Source organism: Mesorhizobium sp. CA8, from assembly GCF_020164955.1.
In the GTDB taxonomy this organism is placed as follows: Bacteria; Pseudomonadota; Alphaproteobacteria; order Rhizobiales; family Rhizobiaceae; genus Mesorhizobium.
Genome location: NZ_JAIUHG010000002.1, coordinates 167,914 through 186,590 on the forward strand (window position 1 = coordinate 167,914; position 18,677 = coordinate 186,590).

At 64.5% G+C, this 18,677-nt stretch carries 17 protein-coding genes and 1 riboswitch; of the genes, 9 read left to right on the top strand and 8 right to left on the bottom strand.

Annotated elements, in window-relative coordinates; all coding sequences use genetic code 11:
* Positions 1-117: 117 nt before the first annotated feature.
* The 3 genes from LB553_RS03750 (at position 118) to LB553_RS03760 (ending at position 2,004) form a co-directional block, all read left to right on the top strand.
* Positions 118-504, top strand: coding sequence for an RNA-binding S4 domain-containing protein (locus LB553_RS03750; protein WP_224510775.1), 387 nt, complete (start codon positions 118-120; stop codon positions 502-504).
* Positions 505-709: 205 nt separating this feature from the next.
* Positions 710-1,048: a ferredoxin FdxA gene (gene fdxA / locus LB553_RS03755; RefSeq protein ID WP_095767304.1), complete on the top strand. Its 339-nt coding sequence runs from the start codon at positions 710-712 to the stop codon at positions 1,046-1,048.
* A 374-nt stretch (positions 1,049-1,422) separates the two neighbouring features.
* Positions 1,423-2,004, top strand: a complete 582-nt coding sequence (locus tag LB553_RS03760) for a CarD family transcriptional regulator (RefSeq protein WP_040991750.1) — start codon at positions 1,423-1,425, stop codon at positions 2,002-2,004.
* A gap of 223 nt (positions 2,005-2,227) precedes the next feature.
* On the opposite strand, the gene LB553_RS03765 is transcribed toward LB553_RS03760, so the two are convergent.
* The 3 genes from LB553_RS03765 to LB553_RS03775 form a co-directional block, all read right to left on the bottom strand.
* Positions 2,228-3,022: an amino acid ABC transporter ATP-binding protein gene (locus tag LB553_RS03765; RefSeq protein WP_224510777.1), complete on the bottom strand. Its 795-nt coding sequence runs from the start codon at positions 3,020-3,022 to the stop codon at positions 2,228-2,230.
* A complete protein-coding gene (locus tag LB553_RS03770; RefSeq protein ID WP_224510778.1) occupies positions 3,019-3,699 on the bottom strand; it encodes an amino acid ABC transporter permease in 681 nt (226 codons plus the stop codon). The genes LB553_RS03765 and LB553_RS03770 overlap by 4 nt, the downstream gene beginning before the upstream one ends.
* A gap of 203 nt (positions 3,700-3,902) precedes the next feature.
* A complete protein-coding gene (locus LB553_RS03775) occupies positions 3,903-4,676 on the bottom strand; it encodes an amino acid ABC transporter substrate-binding protein (RefSeq protein WP_224510780.1) in 774 nt (257 codons plus the stop codon).
* Between the two features lie 306 nt (positions 4,677-4,982).
* Here LB553_RS03775 and LB553_RS03780 point away from each other — a divergent pair, with 306 nt between their 5' ends.
* Positions 4,983-5,846 carry an RNA polymerase factor sigma-32 gene (locus LB553_RS03780; protein ID WP_224510782.1) on the top strand — a complete coding sequence of 288 codons (864 nt, stop codon included), beginning with the start codon at positions 4,983-4,985 and terminating at the stop codon, positions 5,844-5,846.
* 237 nt (positions 5,847-6,083) lie between these two features.
* Positions 6,084-7,994 carry a caspase family protein gene (locus tag LB553_RS03785; RefSeq protein WP_318011477.1) on the top strand — a complete coding sequence of 637 codons (1,911 nt, stop codon included), beginning with the start codon at positions 6,084-6,086 and terminating at the stop codon, positions 7,992-7,994.
* 164 nt (positions 7,995-8,158) lie between these two features.
* On the opposite strand, the gene LB553_RS03790 is transcribed toward LB553_RS03785, so the two are convergent.
* The 4 genes from LB553_RS03790 to thiB all read right to left on the bottom strand — a co-directional run bounded on the left by LB553_RS03790 (position 8,159) and on the right by thiB (position 13,434).
* Positions 8,159-9,625 carry a M48 family metalloprotease gene (locus LB553_RS03790; RefSeq protein ID WP_224510786.1) on the bottom strand — a complete coding sequence of 489 codons (1,467 nt, stop codon included), beginning with the start codon at positions 9,623-9,625 and terminating at the stop codon, positions 8,159-8,161.
* 153 nt (positions 9,626-9,778) lie between these two features.
* Positions 9,779-10,567 carry a thiamine ABC transporter ATP-binding protein gene (gene thiQ / locus LB553_RS03795; protein WP_224510788.1) on the bottom strand — a complete coding sequence of 263 codons (789 nt, stop codon included), beginning with the start codon at positions 10,565-10,567 and terminating at the stop codon, positions 9,779-9,781.
* A complete protein-coding gene (gene thiP, locus LB553_RS03800) occupies positions 10,564-12,180 on the bottom strand; it encodes a thiamine/thiamine pyrophosphate ABC transporter permease (RefSeq protein ID WP_224510790.1) in 1,617 nt (538 codons plus the stop codon). Before thiP ends, thiQ begins: the two co-directional genes overlap by 4 nt.
* A gap of 243 nt (positions 12,181-12,423) precedes the next feature.
* On the bottom strand, positions 12,424-13,434 hold the full coding sequence (gene thiB, locus LB553_RS03805; protein WP_224510792.1) for a thiamine ABC transporter substrate binding subunit: 1,011 nt from the start codon (positions 13,432-13,434) through the stop codon (positions 12,424-12,426).
* A 43-nt stretch (positions 13,435-13,477) separates the two neighbouring features.
* Positions 13,478-13,583: riboswitch (TPP riboswitch) on the bottom strand.
* 136 nt (positions 13,584-13,719) lie between these two features.
* Here thiB and LB553_RS03810 point away from each other — a divergent pair.
* The 4 genes from LB553_RS03810 (at position 13,720) to LB553_RS03825 (ending at position 16,778) form a co-directional block, all read left to right on the top strand.
* Positions 13,720-14,364 carry a thiamine diphosphokinase gene (locus LB553_RS03810; RefSeq protein ID WP_224510794.1) on the top strand — a complete coding sequence of 215 codons (645 nt, stop codon included), beginning with the start codon at positions 13,720-13,722 and terminating at the stop codon, positions 14,362-14,364.
* A gap of 1 nt (position 14,365) precedes the next feature.
* Positions 14,366-16,180, top strand: coding sequence for an ABC-F family ATP-binding cassette domain-containing protein (locus tag LB553_RS03815; RefSeq protein WP_224510796.1), 1,815 nt, complete (start codon positions 14,366-14,368; stop codon positions 16,178-16,180).
* Positions 16,181-16,296: 116 nt separating this feature from the next.
* Complete coding sequence (locus tag LB553_RS03820) at positions 16,297-16,479, top strand: type II toxin-antitoxin system CcdA family antitoxin (RefSeq protein ID WP_263483646.1); 183 nt, start codon at positions 16,297-16,299, stop codon at positions 16,477-16,479.
* Positions 16,479-16,778, top strand: a complete 300-nt coding sequence (locus LB553_RS03825) for a CcdB family protein (RefSeq protein ID WP_224510801.1) — start codon at positions 16,479-16,481, stop codon at positions 16,776-16,778. The genes LB553_RS03820 and LB553_RS03825 overlap by 1 nt, the downstream gene beginning before the upstream one ends.
* A 24-nt stretch (positions 16,779-16,802) precedes the next feature.
* On the opposite strand, the gene LB553_RS03830 is transcribed toward LB553_RS03825, so the two are convergent.
* Positions 16,803-18,623 (bottom strand): hypothetical protein, encoded by a 1,821-nt coding sequence (locus tag LB553_RS03830; protein WP_224510803.1) that lies wholly within the window; start codon positions 18,621-18,623, stop codon positions 16,803-16,805.
* Positions 18,624-18,677: the final 54 nt, after the last annotated feature.

Sequence of the window (18,677 nt, forward strand, 5' to 3'; positions counted from 1 at the left end):
TTCGGGCAAGATCATGCTCCAACAAAAAGACAGCATGATCCCGAACCGAGCGACCGCATCAGCGAAAAGTGGGAACCGGTTTTCGGATAAGATCATGCTCCAACAAAGCTAGCCGCGATGGTTGGAGAAGGCCGCCAGCGCATCGACAAATGGCTGTTCTTCTCGCGCGCGGTGAAGTCGCGCTCCCTGGCGGCGAAGGTCGTCGTCGCCGGACGCGTGCGGATCAATCGCGACAAAGCAGCGCAGGCCTCGGATCTGGTCAAACCCGGCGACGTGCTCACCATCACGCTCGAGGGCCGTATCCTGGTCTGGAAGGTGGTGAATTGCGGCACGCGACGCGGCCCGGCCGACGAAGCGCGGCTGCTTTACGAGGACATGTCGCCGGCGCCGACACCCAAGGGCGAGGCAGTTCCGGACGCCATTCCGGCGCTGCGCGAGGCCGGTAGCGGCCGCCCGACCAAACGCGAGCGCCGGCAGACCGACCGTCTGCTCGGCGATGATTGAGACATGATCGGCCCGGGTGGCGCGGCCGGAGCAATTCCAGAAAAAACGCGCAAGGGTCAGGCTGGGTGCCCTCGATGTGCCATTCCGGCCGGAATTCCATTCCGGACCGCCCGGCTCCGCCGGCAATCCCTGCCCTTGCATGCGGCGGGCAAAGGCGTTACCTCAGCCAAAAAGCCCAACAAAATGGGACGTTCCGGAGCCTGCAATGACCTATGTCGTGACCGACAATTGCATCAAATGCAAATATATGGACTGCATCGAGGTCTGTCCGGTCGACTGTTTCTACGAGGGCGAGAACATGCTCGTCATCCATCCCGACGAGTGCATCGACTGCGGCGTGTGCGAGCCCGAATGCCCGGCCGACGCGATCAAGCCGGACACCGAGGGTGGTCTCGACAAATGGTTGCAGATCAACTCGGAATACGCCGAGAAATGGCCCAACATCACCGCCAAGAAAGAGCCGCCGGCCGACGCCAAGACCTTTGACGGCGAGACCGGAAAGTTCGAAAAGTATTTTTCGGCGGAGCCCGGCGAAGGCGATTGATATAGCGGCCAGCAACACCGGCATGACGCGACGTGACGGGACCGATACAATTGCTGCCTTGACAGGCAGCGCTGCCGCTTGCCGTTAGCGAATGCAGCAAAACCTTGATTCTTCCGACTTTTTGTGTTATATCAACCAAACATGCCGGTGACACAACGTCGATTTATGGCGCTAACGCCCCAAATCACTGAAAGGTGAGCTTTTAGATCCGGACCAGAGCGATCTGGGGCAGGCGGTCGCATTCGTGCGATATGCCGGTCCCTGCTTTTCCGGTGGGTTCATCCCTGTTGCGCGGCTATTGGTCGGCTATCGCCGGCCCCATGGGTTTCGAGTCGGCATGATGCCGGCTGCACAACTAAGGAGTTCAGGGCGTAATGGCAACGATCACCCCGCAGAAGAAGTCCAACGCGGCCCGCCACGGGTTCAAGACCGGCGAATTCATCGTCTATCCGGCGCATGGCGTCGGTCAGATCGTGGCGATCGACGAGCAGGAAGTTGCGGGTCACAAGCTGGAACTGTTCGTCATCGATTTCCAGAAGGACAAGATGCGTCTGAAGGTGCCGGTCGCCAAGGCGACCTCGATCGGCATGCGCAAGCTGTCGGAAGAGGACTATGTCGACCGCGCGCTCAAGGTCGTGCAGGGTCGCGCCCGCATCAAGCGCACCATGTGGTCGCGCCGCGCCCAGGAATATGATGCCAAGATCAACTCCGGCGACCTGATCTCGATCTCGGAAGTGGTGCGCGACCTCTATCGCGCCGACAACCAGCCCGAGCAGTCCTATTCCGAGCGTCAGCTCTACGAAGCCGCGCTCGACCGCATGGCCCGCGAGATCGCCGCGGTGAACCGCATGTCGGAGACCGAGGCGGTGCGCCTCATCGAGGTCAACCTCAACAAGGGCCCGAAGCGCGGGGCCAAGGCCGACAACGAGGAAGCCGAGCAGGAAGAAGCTGCCTGAGCCTTTTCGCTTTTGAGTGTCCGGAGCACTGTTAGAAGTCAGCGCCGCCCCTCATGCGCCTGCCGGCACTTTCTCCCCCACAGTGACGGGAAGAAGGGAGATGCTGCAGCCTCGGCGCTCATTCTGCACGTCGAGAGTTGGCAAAATCATTGGTGACGGCGTTTTTCTCCCCGTCACTATACGGCGAGAAAGGCCCGGCAGGGCAATGAGGGGCAGTGCAAATCTACGAAGAAATCGCACCTGATCCCTCGCCGCCGGACTCCTTCTGCGCCTCTTCTTGCCTCAGCGAAGCTATAAATCGCTTGGTCCGCTCGCGCTCCGGATTGTCGAAGACAACCGAAGCCGGGCCCTTCTCCACGATCGAGCCGGCATCGAGGAAGACGACCTCCTGTGCGATCTTGGAGGCGAGCCTCAGATCATGCGTGGCCATCACCATCGTCGTGCCTTCGCGGGCTAGCTGCCCAAGTACGTCGACCACTTCCTGCGCCAGCTCGGGATCGAGCGCCGAGGTCGGCTCGTCGCAGAGCAGCACGCGCGGCGATGGCGCCAACGCGCGGGCGATCGCTACGCGCTGCTGCTGGCCGCCGGACAGCGTCGCCGGCCAGGCGTCGGCCTTGTGCACCATGCCGACCTTTTCGAGAAGCGCCAGCGCCCGCTCGCGCGCTCTCGGCTCGGGCCATTTCAGCACCGTCACCAGCCCTTCCATGACATTCTCGATCGCTGTGCGGTGCGGGAAGAGCTGGAAATTCTGGAAAACCATGCCGGTCTGCAGGCGGATGCGCTGGATATCCTTGGCCGGCACTTTGACGCCCGGATGGAACGCAAGCGTCTCGTCGCCGATACGCAAGGAACCGGAGGTGGGGATTTCCAGCAAGTTGATGCAGCGCAAGAGCGTGCTTTTGCCGCCGCCCGATGGGCCGACCAGCGCCGTAACGCTGCCCTCGTCGAGGCTGACGGTGACGCCTTTTAGAACCAGATTGTCGCCGAAGCGCTTTTCGATGTTGGTGAGGCCGATCATGCGTTGGCCTCCAGGAACCCGCCATAGCGGTTGAGCCGCACCTCCAGCCGTGCCTGCAGCGCTGACAGCACCGAGCTCAATGCGAGATAAAGCGCCGCCGCTTCGACATAGAGGATCAGCGGCTCATAGGTGGTGGCGACGATGCGCTGCGCGGCCTGGAACATCTCGGGCACCGTGATCGCCGCCGCCAGCGAGGTGTCCTTGACCAGCGAGATGAAGGTGTTGGAGAGCGGCGGCACCGCGACGCGGCCGGCCTGCGGCAGAATGGTGCGCCGCATCGCCTGGCTCCAGGTCATGCCGATCGAATAGGACGCCTCCCACTGGCCCTTCGGCACCGAGCCGATAACGGCGCGGATGATCTCGGAGCTGTAGGCGCCGATGTTGAGCGTGAAGCCGATCAGCGCGGCGGGAAAGGCATCGAGCAGGATGCCGACCGACGGCAGGCCGTAAAAGATCAGGAACAACTGAACGAGCAGTGGCGTGCCGCGAAAGATCCAGACATAGAAACGCACCGGCGCGACCAGCGGCTTCGGGCCGAACAGCCGGATCAGCGCCGTCACCAGTCCGGCGATGAGCCCGAGCGCGAAGGACAAAAGCGTCAGCGGCACGGTGAAGATCAGCGCCGCCCATAGCAGCGTCGGTAATGATTCCAGCATCAGTTGCAGCCAGTGCGGCACGGGGCGCTTCTCCCTTCCAGATACGGCGGCGCGTTCCCCCGTATGGACTGACTATCCTGCGAAAACCGGCAGGCCGTCAAAGACGGCCCCCATGAATGTCGTGTAAAAAATGGCGGCCGTCTAAGACGGCCCCCGAATCTCATGCAAAAAATGGCGGGCCGTCTTAGACGGCCCGCCGGTTTGCTAACAAAAGGACGATTGCCTTATTTCGAAACGTCCTGACCGAAATACTTGTCGGCGATCTTCTGATAAGTGCCGTCGGCCTTGATGTCGGCCAGCGCCTTGTTGATGGCCGCGACCAGCTCCGGATCACCCTTGCGCACGATGACGCCGGAATAGTCGGCATTCTCTTCCTGCGCGGCGATCTTCACATTGGCGTCCGGCTTGTGCTTCTTGAAGTCGAGGAAGGACAGGCTGTCGTTGATGGTGGCGTCGGCACGGCCGGTGAGCAGAAGCTGGATAGACTGGTCGAAGCCGTCGGTGCCGACGAGCTCGGCGCCGTTCTTCTCGGCGAGCTTGCCGAAGTTCGAGGTCAGCGACTGCGCGGCCTTCTTGCCCTTGAGGTCGGCGAAGGTCTTGATGTCGGTGTTGTCGCCGCGCACGATCAGCACCGCTTTCGAGGCGATATAGGGATCGGAGAAATCATACTTGGCCTTGCGGGCATCGGTGATGCCGACCTCGTTGATGACGGCATCGTAGCGGTTGGCGTCGAGGCCGGCGATCAGGCCGTCCCACTTGCCTTCGAGGAACTGAACCTTGACGCCGAGCTTGTCGCCGATGGCCTTGGCGATCTCGACGTCGAAGCCGACCAGCGCGTTGGACTCATCGTGATAGGTGAAAGGCGCATAGGTGCCTTCAGTGCCGACCTTGAGCACGCCGGCCTGCTTGATCTGGTCGAGATTGGCGCCGGCATGGCCGGCGGTGATCGCCAGAACCTGCAGCGTTCCGGCGATAAGAAGCGGTTTGAGCCATTTCATTTTTCTGTGATCCCGTTTTTGACCGGTGCCCCGGCGCGATTGTACGAGCCGGAAATTGGCAGATAGGAGGCTGCGAAATAAGGAACCAGATTTCAAAAATCGGCTCAGCCAGAAATCTGGTTCTCAAAACCAGCCAGGAATCCGCCAAGCGGCGTTTCCCGGCAGATAACAAAATGTTTTCGTCGGCACCATCTGCCCCCTCGGGCGGCGGAACCATCCATGCGCCTGACACGTTGCATGGCTGTTGTAGGGCGCGGCGGCATCTTTTCAACCGCCATACGCGCAATCGTCGCAAAAGGAGCCGGCATGATCGAGGACGCGGCAGGACGGACATTGGTCCGGGCGGCAATGAAGGCTCCCTACCTCGAGCGCGACGAGGAGCATGTCCTTGCGCTCCGCTGGAAGGAAGAGAACGACCAGCACGCGCTGCACAGGATCACCGTCGCCCATATGCGGCTGGTCATCTCAATGGCCTCGAAATTCCGCCATTACGGCCTACCGCTCGGCGATTTGATCCAGGAGGGCCATGTCGGCCTGCTCGAGGCAGCGGCCCGCTTCGAACCCGCGCGCGAAGTGCGCTTCTCGACCTATGCCACCTGGTGGATTCGCGCCTCGATGCAGGACTACATCCTGCGCAACTGGTCGATCGTGCGCGGCGGCACCAGCTCGGCGCAGAAGGCGCTGTTCTTCAACCTCAGGCGCTTGCGAGCACGGCTGGCCAACGGCACCGAGCCGCTCTCCAACGCCTCGCTCTATCGCGAGGTCTCGGCGGCGCTCGGCGTGCCGGAAGCCGACGTGGCGATGATGGATTCGCGCCTGTCCTCGCCCGATAGCTCGCTCAATGCGCCTTTGGCCGACGAGAACGGCGCCGCCGAGCGAATGGATTTCCTGGTCTGCGAAGACCCGCTCCCCGACGAGATCGTCGGCGAAAGGATCGATGTCCAGCGCCGGGCCGTCTGGCTGAAGAGCGCGCTCGGCGCGCTCAACGCCCGCGAGCTTCGCATCATCGAGGAGCGCAGGCTGAGCGATGACGGCGCCACGCTGGAATCGCTTGGCGAACAGCTCGGCATCTCCAAGGAGCGCGTCCGCCAGATCGAGGCCCGCGCCATGGAAAAGCTGAAGCTGGCGCTGGTGAAGCAGAATCCGGAATTTCTGGCGGAAGCCGCCTGAAGCTGGCCCGGGCCAAGCTCAAAGGTAAGAAAACAAGAATAAATCCGCCATCGAGGCAATTTTCCTCGGGTAATGATGAGGATTGTGAGGTCTTTAATAGACCGTCGCGCCGCAATCGGCTTTTTGACTCCTCCGATCACAACACATGGGGGATTTGCCATGCTGCGATGCTGCGCGCTCCTTACAGCCTTGATCCTCGTGGGTCTCACGACATTCCAAGCGCATGCCGATCGAAGGGTGGCCCTCGTCATCGGCAATTCGCAATACCGCGAAATCCCGGCCCTCAAGAATCCCGACAAGGACGCCGAGGATGTATCGAAGACATTTCGGCTGGCCGGCTTCGAGGTGTTCGCGGCCAGGGACCTCACCAAGCTTCAGTTCGAAGAGAAGTTCCGCAACTATCTGGCGGCGGCGGACGGCGCCGATCTGGCGGTCGTCTATTATTCCGGCCACGGCTTTCAGATCGGCGGGGAGAATTTCCTGATCCCGGTCGACGCGTCGCTGAAAGACGCGGCCGACATGGAAGTCCAGGCCGTCAAGGTCGACGACATATTGCGGCAGCTGCGCTCGAGATCGAAGGTCCAGATGATCATCCTCGACGCCTGCCGCAACGATCCGTTCCCGCGCAAGGACTATTGGCTGCGCGACCAGTTGATCGTCGCCGGCAGCAGCGGCCTTGCGCAGGTGACAGGCTCGCAGAACACGCTGATTGCCTTTGCGACCGAACCCGGCGCCGTCGCCTATGACGGATCCGGCGATCTCAGCCCGTTTTCATCGTCCTTCTCCCGCCGAGCGCTGGCGCCGAACCAGGAGATACGCTCGGTGATGGCAGCAGTGCGCCGCGATGTGGTCAAGGCGACCAACGGCAAGCAGGTTCCGTGGGAGAACTCCTCGCTGATCGACGACGTCGTATTGATGCGCGGGACGGAGCAACCCGCGCCGCCGCCGGACGCTGAGCAGAACCAACAGGTGACCGAGCGTGGAATCCAAATCGGCGATGTCGCCGAAGCGATTGGAAGTCGCGACATCCCCGTCCCGCTCGGCGTCGGCCCGGTTCCGCTGAACCTGGATTTCCCGGCCAAGGATGCCTCGCTCGGCCTCACGCTTGCGAGCTACCCGGCAACCGGAACGCTGTCCCTGCCGGACCGCGTGCTTTCGCCGCAATCGAGCCTGACGGCCGCCGAGGTCGACAAGCTGCGCTACGAGCCGCAGATCGGCTCGGCCGCTCCCGTGGCCGTCGGCTTTCAGATCCGCGTGGGCAATGCCGCGAGACAGGCGACGGTGAAACTGTCGCCGAACGTCGATCCCTGCGACCAGGCCGCCGGCGAGCCGCTCGACCTGCAGGGCGTCGTCCCGGGCCGCTTGCCGAACGAGATCGGCGGCGGGGCTGTCGAAGCCTGCGAGGCGGCGGTGAAATCCTATCCCGGCATTGCGCGCTTCCGTTACGAGCTCGGACGGGCGCTGCTGGCATCGGGCAGGATCGACGAAGCCAGGCGGGCGATCCAGCAGGCTGCCGACAAGGGACATATCCGCGCCCTGTTCGCACTCGGCTCCATCGCCTCGTCAGGAATCGGGACGGCTGCCGACACATCGGAGGCGAATGGTCTCTATTCGAAAGCGTCCGACAAGGGAGACCTCTACGCCATGGCCGCCTGGGGCCGCGCTTTGTTCAACGGCCTCGGCGTCGAGCGCGATACCGGCAAGGGGCTGGACCTTTTGCTCCAGGCGGCGGCGATGGGGCACATCGATGCCATGAAGGAGCTTGCGGTGATCTTCAAGGAGGGCCGCAACGGCGTGCCTGCCGATCCGGCCCGCGCCCTGGCTTTCCTGAAGGCAGGCATGGAGCGGCAAGACGTGTACTCGATGGGCATCCTGGGTCTTCCCGCGCGAAGCACCCCCGTGGTCATGGCGTGCAAGGCCCCGAAGGTCATCACGAAGATAAAGGTGGTCCGCGTGCCCGTGTCGAAACCGAAGTCCGTCACACCGACGGTTTCGGGAAGACCTGGGATCAAGCCGGCGCCAACGGAAACCGGGAGATCACCTTGGAGTGGCAGTGGCGCCACTCGCACCGGCGGCGACAGTAACGGCGGCGGCAGTACCGGCGGTGGCCAAAGTGAAGGTGGCGTGACCGGTAGCGACGGCTTGTGACGACAACGGCTCCTCGACCTGGGCGATTGTTCAATAGCGGGCGGATCGACTGAACGCGCCAGAGCGTTTCACCGTTTCACGGAAACGGCGAACCGCTCTATCCCCTTTGTTTGCGCAATTCCGGACGGAAAGCCGCTCACACTTTCCTGGAATTGCTCTGGTCCCTACTTGTCGGTGACGATCTTGACCTTGTCGCCGGCCGATACGCTGGCGCCCGGCGACATGGCGTTGAGCACGCGGAACAGATCGAGCTTGCGGTCGACGCCGACCATCTGCGCGGCGAGCGAGCCCATGGTCTGGCCGGCCTGGACGGTGACGACGCGGATATGCAGCGGCTTCAGCGCCGCCTTCTCGGCCGGGCTCAGCACGCGGAAGGAGCCGCTGACCGAGCGCGCCACCGGGTCCAGCGAAGTGCTGGCTGAGGGCGCGGCCGTCAGCAGCCTGTAGACCTGCCCGCCGGCGCGGATCACCGCGATGTCGAACTGCCATCCTTGCGCGCTGGCATGCGCCGTCGCCGCATCGTTGCCGTTGATCGTCTCCTGGCGCACGCTGGCGTCTTCCAGCCCCGCCACCCAGCCGCTGCGGATGTAATCGGTGAGCGAGACCGACTTGTCGATCGCCACGCCGTCGAAGCGGATGGCGATGTCGCCAGGCCCGGTCGCGGTGACGGCGGCCGCCGAATTGTCGATGACGAAGCCGTCCGGCACGGTGAAGGAGACGCCGAGATTGGGATGCATGAAGGTCTGGCCGCGCACATAGCCTTCTTCTGGCGTGTCGCCGTAAAGCAGGCCGTCTATGCCGGCCAGAAATGCGTCGCGGTCGCGCGTGCCGACGCCGGGCAGGCCGAAATTGCGCGCAAGGCGCTGCGCCAGCTCGATACGCTGCGGCGTGTTTGGGTGCGTCGCCAGGAAGTCGAGGCTGGCGTCGGTGGCGCCGCTCACCGAGCGGAAATCCGTGTAGGCAGACATCGATTGCAGGAAGCGGCCGGCGGCATAGGGATCATAGCCCGCCTCGCCGATCGACTTGATGCCGATGGCGTCGGCCTGCAGTTCCTGGTTGCGCGAGAATTGCGCGAGCCTGAGCTTGCCGCGGATGAGCGCCGCCTTGGCGGTCGGGCTGTCGCCGAGCACGTCGGAAACCACCTTGGTCGCCAGGCCTTCCTCGGCCTCGAGCTGCTGCCGCTGCAGTCCGTGATTGGCGGTGACGTGGCCCATCTCATGCGCGATGACGGCGGCAAGCTCGGAGGAATCGTTGGCCAGCGCCAGCAGCCCGCGCGTCACATAGAGATAGCCGCCCGGCAGCGCGAAGGCGTTGACGTTGGGCGAGTTGAGGATGGTGATGCGATAGGTCTGGGTCGGGTTGGCCGACACCACCGTCAGATTGCCGACGACCTTGGCCACCATGCGTTCCAGCTTGGGGTCGGAATATTCGCCGCCATAGGTCGCCAGGATGCGCGGATGCTGCGCCTTCGCCATTTCGGCGAGCTTGGCGTTGGCGACGACATTGTCGACGGTGATCGGCTTGTCGGAAGGCTGGAAGCCGCTCTCCTGCACGTCCGGCGGCGTGAACATCTGGCAGCTCGCAAGCAAGGCAACGCTCGCCAGCGCGAAAAATCGTGCCAGCGGCTTCATCCATACCTTCTTAGCGCCGCTCGACAGGTCGGCTTCCTTTCCAAATCTTTCGGCAAATCACGGCCCAGCCGGACCAGCATGGCCGGACCTAGCCATACTCCCCCGGACAAGGCAAGGAAACGCCGGATCGCCCATTGCCGGTTTGGCCATAAATTATGTCTGCTTCCGGGCAATATGTTGTGATCCGGCAACGGTGCCGCCTCGATCGCCGATATAGCGCCTGAACGCATCCGGTCCAGACCGATCGAAGAAATCGTCGGCCGGCCCGGTCGCCGCGATCATGCCTTCATCGAGAAATGCCACGTCCTGGCCGATGCGGCGCGCGTCTTCCGGCTGATGCGTGACGAAGAGGACCGTCATTTTGCGCTCGGCGTGGATGCCGGCGACAAGGTCGAGCATGTCCCCGCGCAGCGCCGGGCCGAGCGACGCGAAAGGCTCGTCGAGCAGCAAAACCGGCCGGTCGCGCAGCAGCACCCTCGCTAGCGCCACGCGCTGCCGCTCGCCGCCGGAAAGCTCGCGCGGCAGCCGCTGTTCCTTGCCCGCCAGGCCAACCCGCGCCAGCGCCTCGGCGACGGCAATGCGATCGGCGTCGCTGAGTTTCAGCGATGGCGAGCGACCGAGTCCGACATTGGCTGCGACGGAAAGATGCGCGAACAAATTGTTTTCCTGGAACACCATCGACACCGGTCGCGCCGAAGGCGGCGTATCGCCGATATCGGTGCCGCCGATCAGCACCTTGCCCGTGTCGGGCGTCTCGAAGCCGGCTATCAGATTGAGCAACGTCGACTTGCCGGAACCGCTCGGCCCCATGATGGCGGTGATCCTGCCGGCCTGGAATTCGACATTGAAGCGAAACGAAGACTCGCCATAGCTGAACGAGACGTCATCCAGCGCGACGGTGAGGCGCTTTTGCGTGGCGGTGCCCTTAATGGTCGTCGTCATCGCTTTCCTTCCCGCCCCAGCCGGTCGGCGGCGACCACCAGCATCAGGCAGACCAGGCCGAGCAGCAAGGCAAGTCCCGCGGCGTCGGCTGTCCGGTAGCTGCCCATGCGCGCCAAAAGCAGATAGGGCAAGGTCTGCACGGAATCGCTGCCGAAGAGCGCGATCACGCCGAGATCGCCGAGCGACAGCGCCATGGCGAAGGCGAAGCCGGTGGCCAAGGGCCGCCTCAGCGACGGCCAGTCTATCAGGCTGAGCCGGTTCCAGCCGGCTATGCCGAGCGCCAAGCAAAGCCGCTCATGGCGTTCGCTCGCCGCGTCATAGGCCGGGCGAATGGCGCGGATGGCGAAGGGCATCGCCATCACCGCGTTGACGGTGACGACCATGACCGGCGCGACGGCGAAGACATCGGTGACATGGCGCAGCGCCAGGAACCAGCCGGCTCCAAGCACGATCGGCGGCACGACGAGCACGAAGCCGGCGCCGGTGTCGGCGGCATGTTCGAGCAGCGACATGGTGTTCCCCGGGCGGCCGCGCAGGGCCAGCGCGCGCCGTGCCCCAATCAATGCCAGCGACAGCGTCACGCTGAGCAGTGCCGCGAGGAAAGCGAGGCCCGCGCTGGTGAGCGTCGCGCGGCGCACCGCTTCCTCGCCCGCCAGCCGGCCAAGATCGGCCTCCAGGCCTGAAAGCAGCGTCGCCGCCATCGGTCCGGCGACGAACAGCAGGGCAAGCGCGATGAGGCCGGCATTCAGCACGGTTTCGAGCCGGCCTGCCGAAAGGTAGCGGCGCGGCGCGACCGGCAGATTGGCGTCGCCGACCGTGTTGGCGCCGAGCCGTGTGAGAGCGACGACCACGATGAACGTTAGCGCGATCTGCAGCAGCGTCAGCACCACGGCGCGCGCGGGATCGAGATCGAAGCGCAGCGCCTGGTAGATGGCGACCTCCAACGTCGTCGCGGCCGGACCGCCGCCCAGCGTCAGCACGATGGTGAAGGAGGTGATGCAGAGCATGAAGACCAGCCCGGCAATCCCCGGCAAGGCCGCGCGCAGCACCGGCCATTCGATGAGCCGGAAGGCCGGCCGGGCACCCATGCCGAGCTGGCTCGCCAGCCGCCACTGGTCGGCGGGGACGGTGCCGAGCGCCTCGAGGAACAGGCGCGTCGCCAGGGGCAGGTTGAAGAAGACATGCGCGACCAGGATGCCGGAGAGGCCGTAGATTCCCGGCCACTCTCCGGCGCCAAGCCTGGCGAAAGCGCCGGCAAAACATCCGGCGCGACCGTAGAGTGCCAAGATGCCGAGTGCGGCGACGATGGCGGGCAATGCCAGCGGCACGGTGAACAATTGCAGGATCAGGCCGCGACCTGGAAAGGCCGGATGCCTCGACAGAGCGCGCGCCACGAGCAGCGCCGGCGCGACCGAGAGCAGCGTCGAGAGAGCCGCCTGCCAAAGCGTGAAGCGGGCGACGCGCAGGAGGTAGCTGTCGAAGGCGGCGGCAGCGCCAGAGAGATCCTGCGCGCCTTCAACGGCGAGGCCGGCGAAGGCGCCGCCGATGAGCAGCGCGATGGCCGCCAGCGCGATGACGCCGGCGGTGATGCGGGAGTCACGCGCGGCGTGCACGCAGCACCATTCGGGTTCGAGCTAGCGAACGCCGCGTTCCTTCGCGCCCCCCTCTGTCCTGCCGGACATCTCCCCCTCTCGGGGGGAGATTGGCGGTTTCGGCGCCCCGCTCAATACTGCAACCTTGGCGATTGGCGAAAGCTAACGCGAAGGCTGATCTCCCCCCTAGAGGGGGAGATGTCCGGCAGGACAGAGGGGGGCGCCGTAGAGCAATCATCTTGGACGGATAATGGCCACGACCACCTACTTGCTCATCACCGCCAGCCACTCATCCACCCACGCCTTGCGGTTGGCGGCCACGTCCTCGGGGCTGAACAGCAAGGTCTTGGCCGGCTTGACCAGCTTGTCGAAAGCCGGGTTGAGCGGCTTGTCGGTTTTGCCGGCCGGGAACATCCAGTTGGTTTCCGGAATGACGTCCTGGAATTTCGGTCTGGTCATGAAGGCGATGAATTTCTGCGCCAGGGGGTTCTTCGCGCCGGTCGTCGTGATGCCGGCAACCTCGATCTGCAGGTATTCGCCCTCTTCGAAGGAAGCCGCCTGATAGCGCTCCGTGTTCTCGGCCACCATGTGATAGGCCGGCGAGGTGGTGTAGGAGAGCACCATCGGCGCCTCGCCCTTGGTGAACAGGCCATAGGCTTCGCTCCAGCCCGGCGTCACCGTCAAGACCTTCGGCTTGAGCTTGGCCCAGGCTTCCGGCGCCTTGTCGCCATAGACAGATTTCACCCACAAAAGCAGGCCGAGTCCCGGCGTCGAGGTGCGCGGATCCTGGATGACGATCTTGTCCGTGCCGCTACCCTCGACCAGCTCCCTCAGGCTCTTCGGCGGCGTCTTCAGCTTCTGCGTGTCATAGACGACGGCGAAATAGCCATAGTCGAAAGGAACGAAAGTGTCGTCCTTCCAGCCGCCGGGCACGTCGATGCCGGAGACTTCGCCATGCGGCGCGAACAGGCCGCTCGCCTTGGCGTCGGCGGTGAGATTGGTGTCGAGGCCGAGCACGATATCGGCCTTGGTGCCGGCGCCTTCGAGCTTGACGCGGTTGAGGAGCGCGACGCCGTCTGCCACCGAGACGAATTCGAGATCGCAGCCGCATTCGGCCTCGAATTCCTTTTTCACCGCCGGGCCGGGACCCCAATCGGCGGTGAAGCTTTCATAAGTATAGACGGTGAGCTTGTCCTTTGCCTCGGCAGGCGCGACGCCCGTCAGAAGCGAAACAAGACCGGTTGCGAGAACAAGCTGGGACAATAGCGAGCGCATCGGCGCCTCCTTCGTTCGTGTGACAAGGAATTGAGGCGCCGGATGGTCCGAAACGTCTAATCCCTCCGCCGGTACAAACCGGATCAGGTTCAGCGGGTTGGCTTGATTGCCTCTCAGCCGGATCACGTCCGGCACCCCGTTAGAGCGTTTCGACAGATAGGCCCGGCCGAAGCGCCGCGCAAGCGGAAGTTTACCGGGCTGATGATGTTCGCCGGCAGGGCTCGCAACCGAAGCGCGCTGCATCCGGCTTCCGTTTCACCCGACAGGCTGGTAAGGGCGACGCCCATGGGCACATTCACCATCCTGCTTGGCGGCGAGCTTATCCGCACGCCCCGGCTCGAACGTCAGATCGAAGGCTCGCGCGTCATCGCCGCCGATGCCGGCATCGGCCATGCCCGCATGCTTGGTCTTGTCCCCGAACTTTGGGTCGGCGATTTCGACTCGGTGCCGGCGAACCTGCCGGATGATCTCGCCGCGGTGCCGCGAAAGGTCTTCCCGGCCGAGAAGGACATGACCGATGGCGAGCTCGCTATAGCGGAAGCGCTCCAGCGCGGCGCCACCAGCCTCGTTCTGGCCGGCGCCTTCGGCGGCAAGCGCGCCGACCATGCTTTCCTGCATCTGGCGCTGGCCGTGCGGCTGGCCGAGGCGGGTACGACGGTGCTGCTGACCAGCGGCGCGCAGGAAGGCGTTCCCGTTTTGCCGGGCAGCGCCGCCTTCGACTATGCGGACGGCACCTTGTTTTCGGTGCTCGGTTTCTCGGAACTCGCCGGGCTCACGGTCACCGGCGCCAAATGGCCGCTCGACCGCGTCGAGGTGGCGTTCGGCTCCTCGCTCACTATATCAAACGAGGTCAAAGGGCAGCTTGGCATCGCGCTTGAGCGCGGCCGGGCGCTGCTTCTGGCCCACCCCTATCCTCTTCCAGAAAGCTGAAATGGCGCCGCCACTCCTCAATCTCGACGGCATTAAACTGACCTTCGGCGGGACGCCCCTGCTCGACGGCGCGGCGCTCAGCGCATCCGCCGGCGAGAAGATCGCGCTGGTCGGACGCAACGGCTCGGGCAAATCGACCCTGCTCAAGATTGCCGCCGGCATGATTGAGCCGCAGGACGGCGAAGTGTTCAGGCAGCCCTCGGCGACGGTCCGCTATCTGCCGCAGCTGCCGGACATGGAAGGCTTCGCCACCGTGCACGCCTATGTCGAGGCCGGCCTCGGCCCGGCCGACGATCCGCATCGCGCCACCTATCTGATGGAGCATCTCGGCCTGACCGGCGAGGAACGGCCGAGCGACCTTTCCGGCGGCGAGGCGCGCCGCGCGGCGCTGGCTCGCGTCATGGCGCCGGAGCCCGACATCCTTTTGCTCGACGAGCCCACCAACCATCTCGATCTTTCGGTGATTGAATGGCTGGAAGAGGAGCTTGCCCGCACCTCCTCGGCCGTCATCCTGATTTCGCACGACCGCCGCTTTCTCGAGCGCGTCTCGCGCGCCACAGTCTGGCTCGATCGCGGCCAGACGCGGCGGCTGGATAGAGGGTTCGCCCATTTCGAGGAATGGCGCGACCAGGTGCTGGAAGAGGAAGAGCGCGACCAGCACAAGCTCGGCCGCCAGATCGTGCGCGAGGAGCACTGGCTGCGCTATGGCGTGACCGCCAGGCGCAAGCGCAACATGCGCCGCCTGGGCGAATTGCAGACCATGCGCCAGCGCTTCCGCAACCATCGCGGCGCCGAGGGCACCGCCACCATGGTGGCAAGCGACGCCTCCGAATCCGGCAAGCTGGTGATCGAGGCCAAAGCCATCGACAAGAGCTTTGGCGACCTCACCGTGGTCAAGGGTTTCTCGACCCGCATCCAGCGCGGCGACCGTGTCGGCCTGGTTGGCCCGAACGGCGCCGGCAAGACGACGCTTTTGAAGATGCTGACCGGCGAGCTGGCGCCGGACGCCGGCACGGTTCGGCTTGGCGTCAATCTAGAGATCGCAACGCTCGACCAGAAACGCGAAGCGGTCGACCCGCAGGAGACGCTGGCGCATTACCTGACCGACGGGCGCGGCGAGAACCTGCTGGTCAATGGCGAGCAGCGCCACGTCGTCTCCTACATGAAGGATTTCCTGTTCAAGCCGGAGCAGGCCCGCACGCCGGTGCGCGAGCTTTCCGGCGGCGAGCGCGCGCGGCTGCTGCTGGCGCGCGTGCTGGCGCGGCCGGCGAACTTGCTGGTGCTCGACGAGCCGACCAACGACCTCGACATGGAAACGCTGGAACTGCTGCAGGAACTGGTCGCGGGCTTTGCCGGAACGGTGATCCTGGTCAGCCACGACCGCGATTTCCTCGACCGCACCGTCACCAGCGTGATCGCACCGGAGGGCAACGGCTGCTGGATCGAATATGCCGGCGGCTATTCCGACATGCTGGCGCAGCGCGGCGGCTCCAGGCTGGAAGACCGCAAGGCAAGGTCGAAGGCCGAGGCCACCGAGGCTTCGCCGAAAGCCGAACAACCAGCGTCCAAGAGCCCTGCGAAAAAGCTCTCCTTCAAGCAGAAATTCGCGCTGGACTCCCTGCCGAAGAAGATCGAGGCGGTGACGGCCTCGATCTCGCGACTGGAGAACAACATCGCCGACCCGTCCTTCTACGAGCGCGACCCGGTCTCGTTCCAGAAGACCATCGCCGCGCTCGACAAGGAACGCACGACGCTCGCCGCGCTCGAGGAAGAGTGGCTGGAGCTGGAGATGCTGCGCGAAGAGATGGAGGGGTAGGCTTGCCCGCACCTTTATATGCGCTTATCTTATGCGCATAGAACAGGGAGGCTGTCGTGCTCCAATCAACTGCGAAATCGCAACGCAAATCGGTAAACACCTCGATCGATTCGAGATTGATCGAGGAGGCCAAGGCATTGGGTATCAATATGTCCCGCGCTGCCGAGCAAGGAATCGCCAAGGCAATTTCTGCCGAGAAGACCCGTCGCTGGCAGGAGGAGAACAAGGAAGCGCTCGAAAGCTCTAACGAATACGTCAAGCGTAACGGTCTGCCTTTAGCCAAGTACCGGCTGTTTTGATGGCCCGCTACGATTTCTACCGAAGCACGGGAAGCGACGGCTATCTCCTCGATGTCCAGTCCGACATACTTGAACACCTCGATACCAATGTCGTCGTTCCCCTTCTGCCCCCCAATATCGCACCGCTGCCGGCACGCAGGCTGAACCCGATCTTCAGGATCGACGGCAACGAACACATTATGGTCACTCAGTTCATTTCGGCTGTGACCGCTTCCGAATTGCGGGCGGCGGAAGGAAACCTTGCCAGGCATCATGACGAGATCGTCGCCGCTCTCGACATGCTTTTTCAGGGATTTTGAGCAGCGGCGCCATTGCGTCGCCGCTCACCCGGAAGTCTTCGCAGCCCAGGCCTTCAGCGCCTCGTCGAACACTTTCTCGCCCGGGATGCCCTTCTCCATGGTGAGCAGCGCCCGGCGTCCGGTCTTGTAGACCACCGGAACATCGATCCAGTCCTGGCCCCTCAGCAGCGTCAGATTGGCGTCTTCGTCGGCCTTGGTGTCGTTGAGCGCGACGAGGAAGAAACCGTCGGCGATCTTGGCCGGAATGCCGATCAGCGGGCTGCCGGCATCCTGCTCGGAGCTCTTCATGGCGATGCGCAGGATGTTGTCGACGCCGCCGCCGTCAAATCCTTCCGGCGTCAGGAAGATCATCTCGACGATGTGGCTGGCCGGAAGCGTCTGGTCGGTGTTGCGCCGGATCGTCATGCGCAGCTGGATATTCTTGCCCGGGATCGTCGCCTCGGCGCGGATCGCCGGCTCCGGCGGCAGGTCGCCGCCGGGCGATTCCTGCACCAGCGACCAGACGATGCTGCCGGGCTCGGCCGTGCCCTGCTGGGTGCTGGTGCGCTCCTCATAGAAAATCGCCTTCTGCCCGACCGGCACGGTCGCCGCGGCCGTTGCCGGCGCGGGCGGCGTCGTGCCTGCGGCCGGCGGCGTTGCGCCAGCCGCGGGCGGCGTTGCTCCAGCCGTGGGCGGCGTGGCGCCAGCCGCGGACGGTGTGGTTCCGGCCACCGGCGGCGTCGGATTGGCCGCGTTGGTCGCCGGCGCCGCCGGCGTTGCTCCCGCGGCAGGCGCCGCGGGTGTTTGCGCGGCCGCCGCAGGCGGGGTCGCCGCCGGCGCCGTTGCGGCCGCGGGCGGCGGCCGCGACGTCAGCGCCGCGACGGACTCACCTTCGCCGATCGTGGGCTGTCCGCCGGCGGAGCCGGGATCGGTCTCCTTGCCCTCGGGTGTCAGGCGTTGCGTGAACTTGGTCGTCTCGGCTGGCTCGCTGCTAGCCGCCGGGGCCGGCGCCGCGGCCGTCTCGGTGGCGGGCTTGGCCGGAGCCGGCTTCGCCAGCGGCTCGGTCGAAACCGTCTTGCTGCCGCCGCCAACGCCGAACAGCGAGCCGAACGCATTTTTGTTCAGCCATATGCCGTAGCCGCCGCCCGCCAGCACCAGGAGCGCGATGACGGCGGCGATCAAGCCGCCATAGCCGCGCTTGCGCTCCCGCGGCTGTGGCCGTAGGCGCTGGAAGGTGTCGGCCGCCGGCTGCTCGTCATTGGCAAAGACGTCGCCGCCATCATCGGCATCGTCCAAGCCCGCCAGGCCGACATCGTCTTCACGCGGCGACGGCATCGGCGGTGGCGGGGCTTTCTGCCACGCGGGCTCCGCTTTTGGTGCGGCCTGCAAACTTGGCTCCGTCCTTGCCGTGTTCTGCCACGCTGGCTCGGCCTTCGCAGCGTTTTGCGGCGCGGGCTCCGCCTTCGGCGCGCTTTGCCAGCTCGGTTCCGTCCTGGCGGGCGGGGCCGCCGGCTTGAACGGTTCGGATTTGAACGGATCCGGCTTGGCAGGCGCCGGCGCCTCCGGCTGGCGGGAGTGGTACGGCTGATTCTTGTTACGGTCGATGGAGGAGAAGATATGCTCCAGCTCCGCCAGCGGATCCTCGGCCGGAACGCGTTTGACATAGTCGCGCTCGACGCTGGAGATGGCGTCTTCTAGCGAGCGCTTCTGCTTGCTGACGACATCGGGCGCAAGCGGCGGGGAATATTCAGCGAGCTTCTTCGCCAGCACCGCGCGGGCACCGTCGTATATCTGTTTGCGCACCTCGAACGAAGGATCCACCTTCTTGTCGAGCTGCTTTTTCAGAACACTAACGAAATCTGCCATGCGTCAAGTGACCTGCATTCTTTTCCCGCCGGCCGCAAATCAGCCATAGCGCCG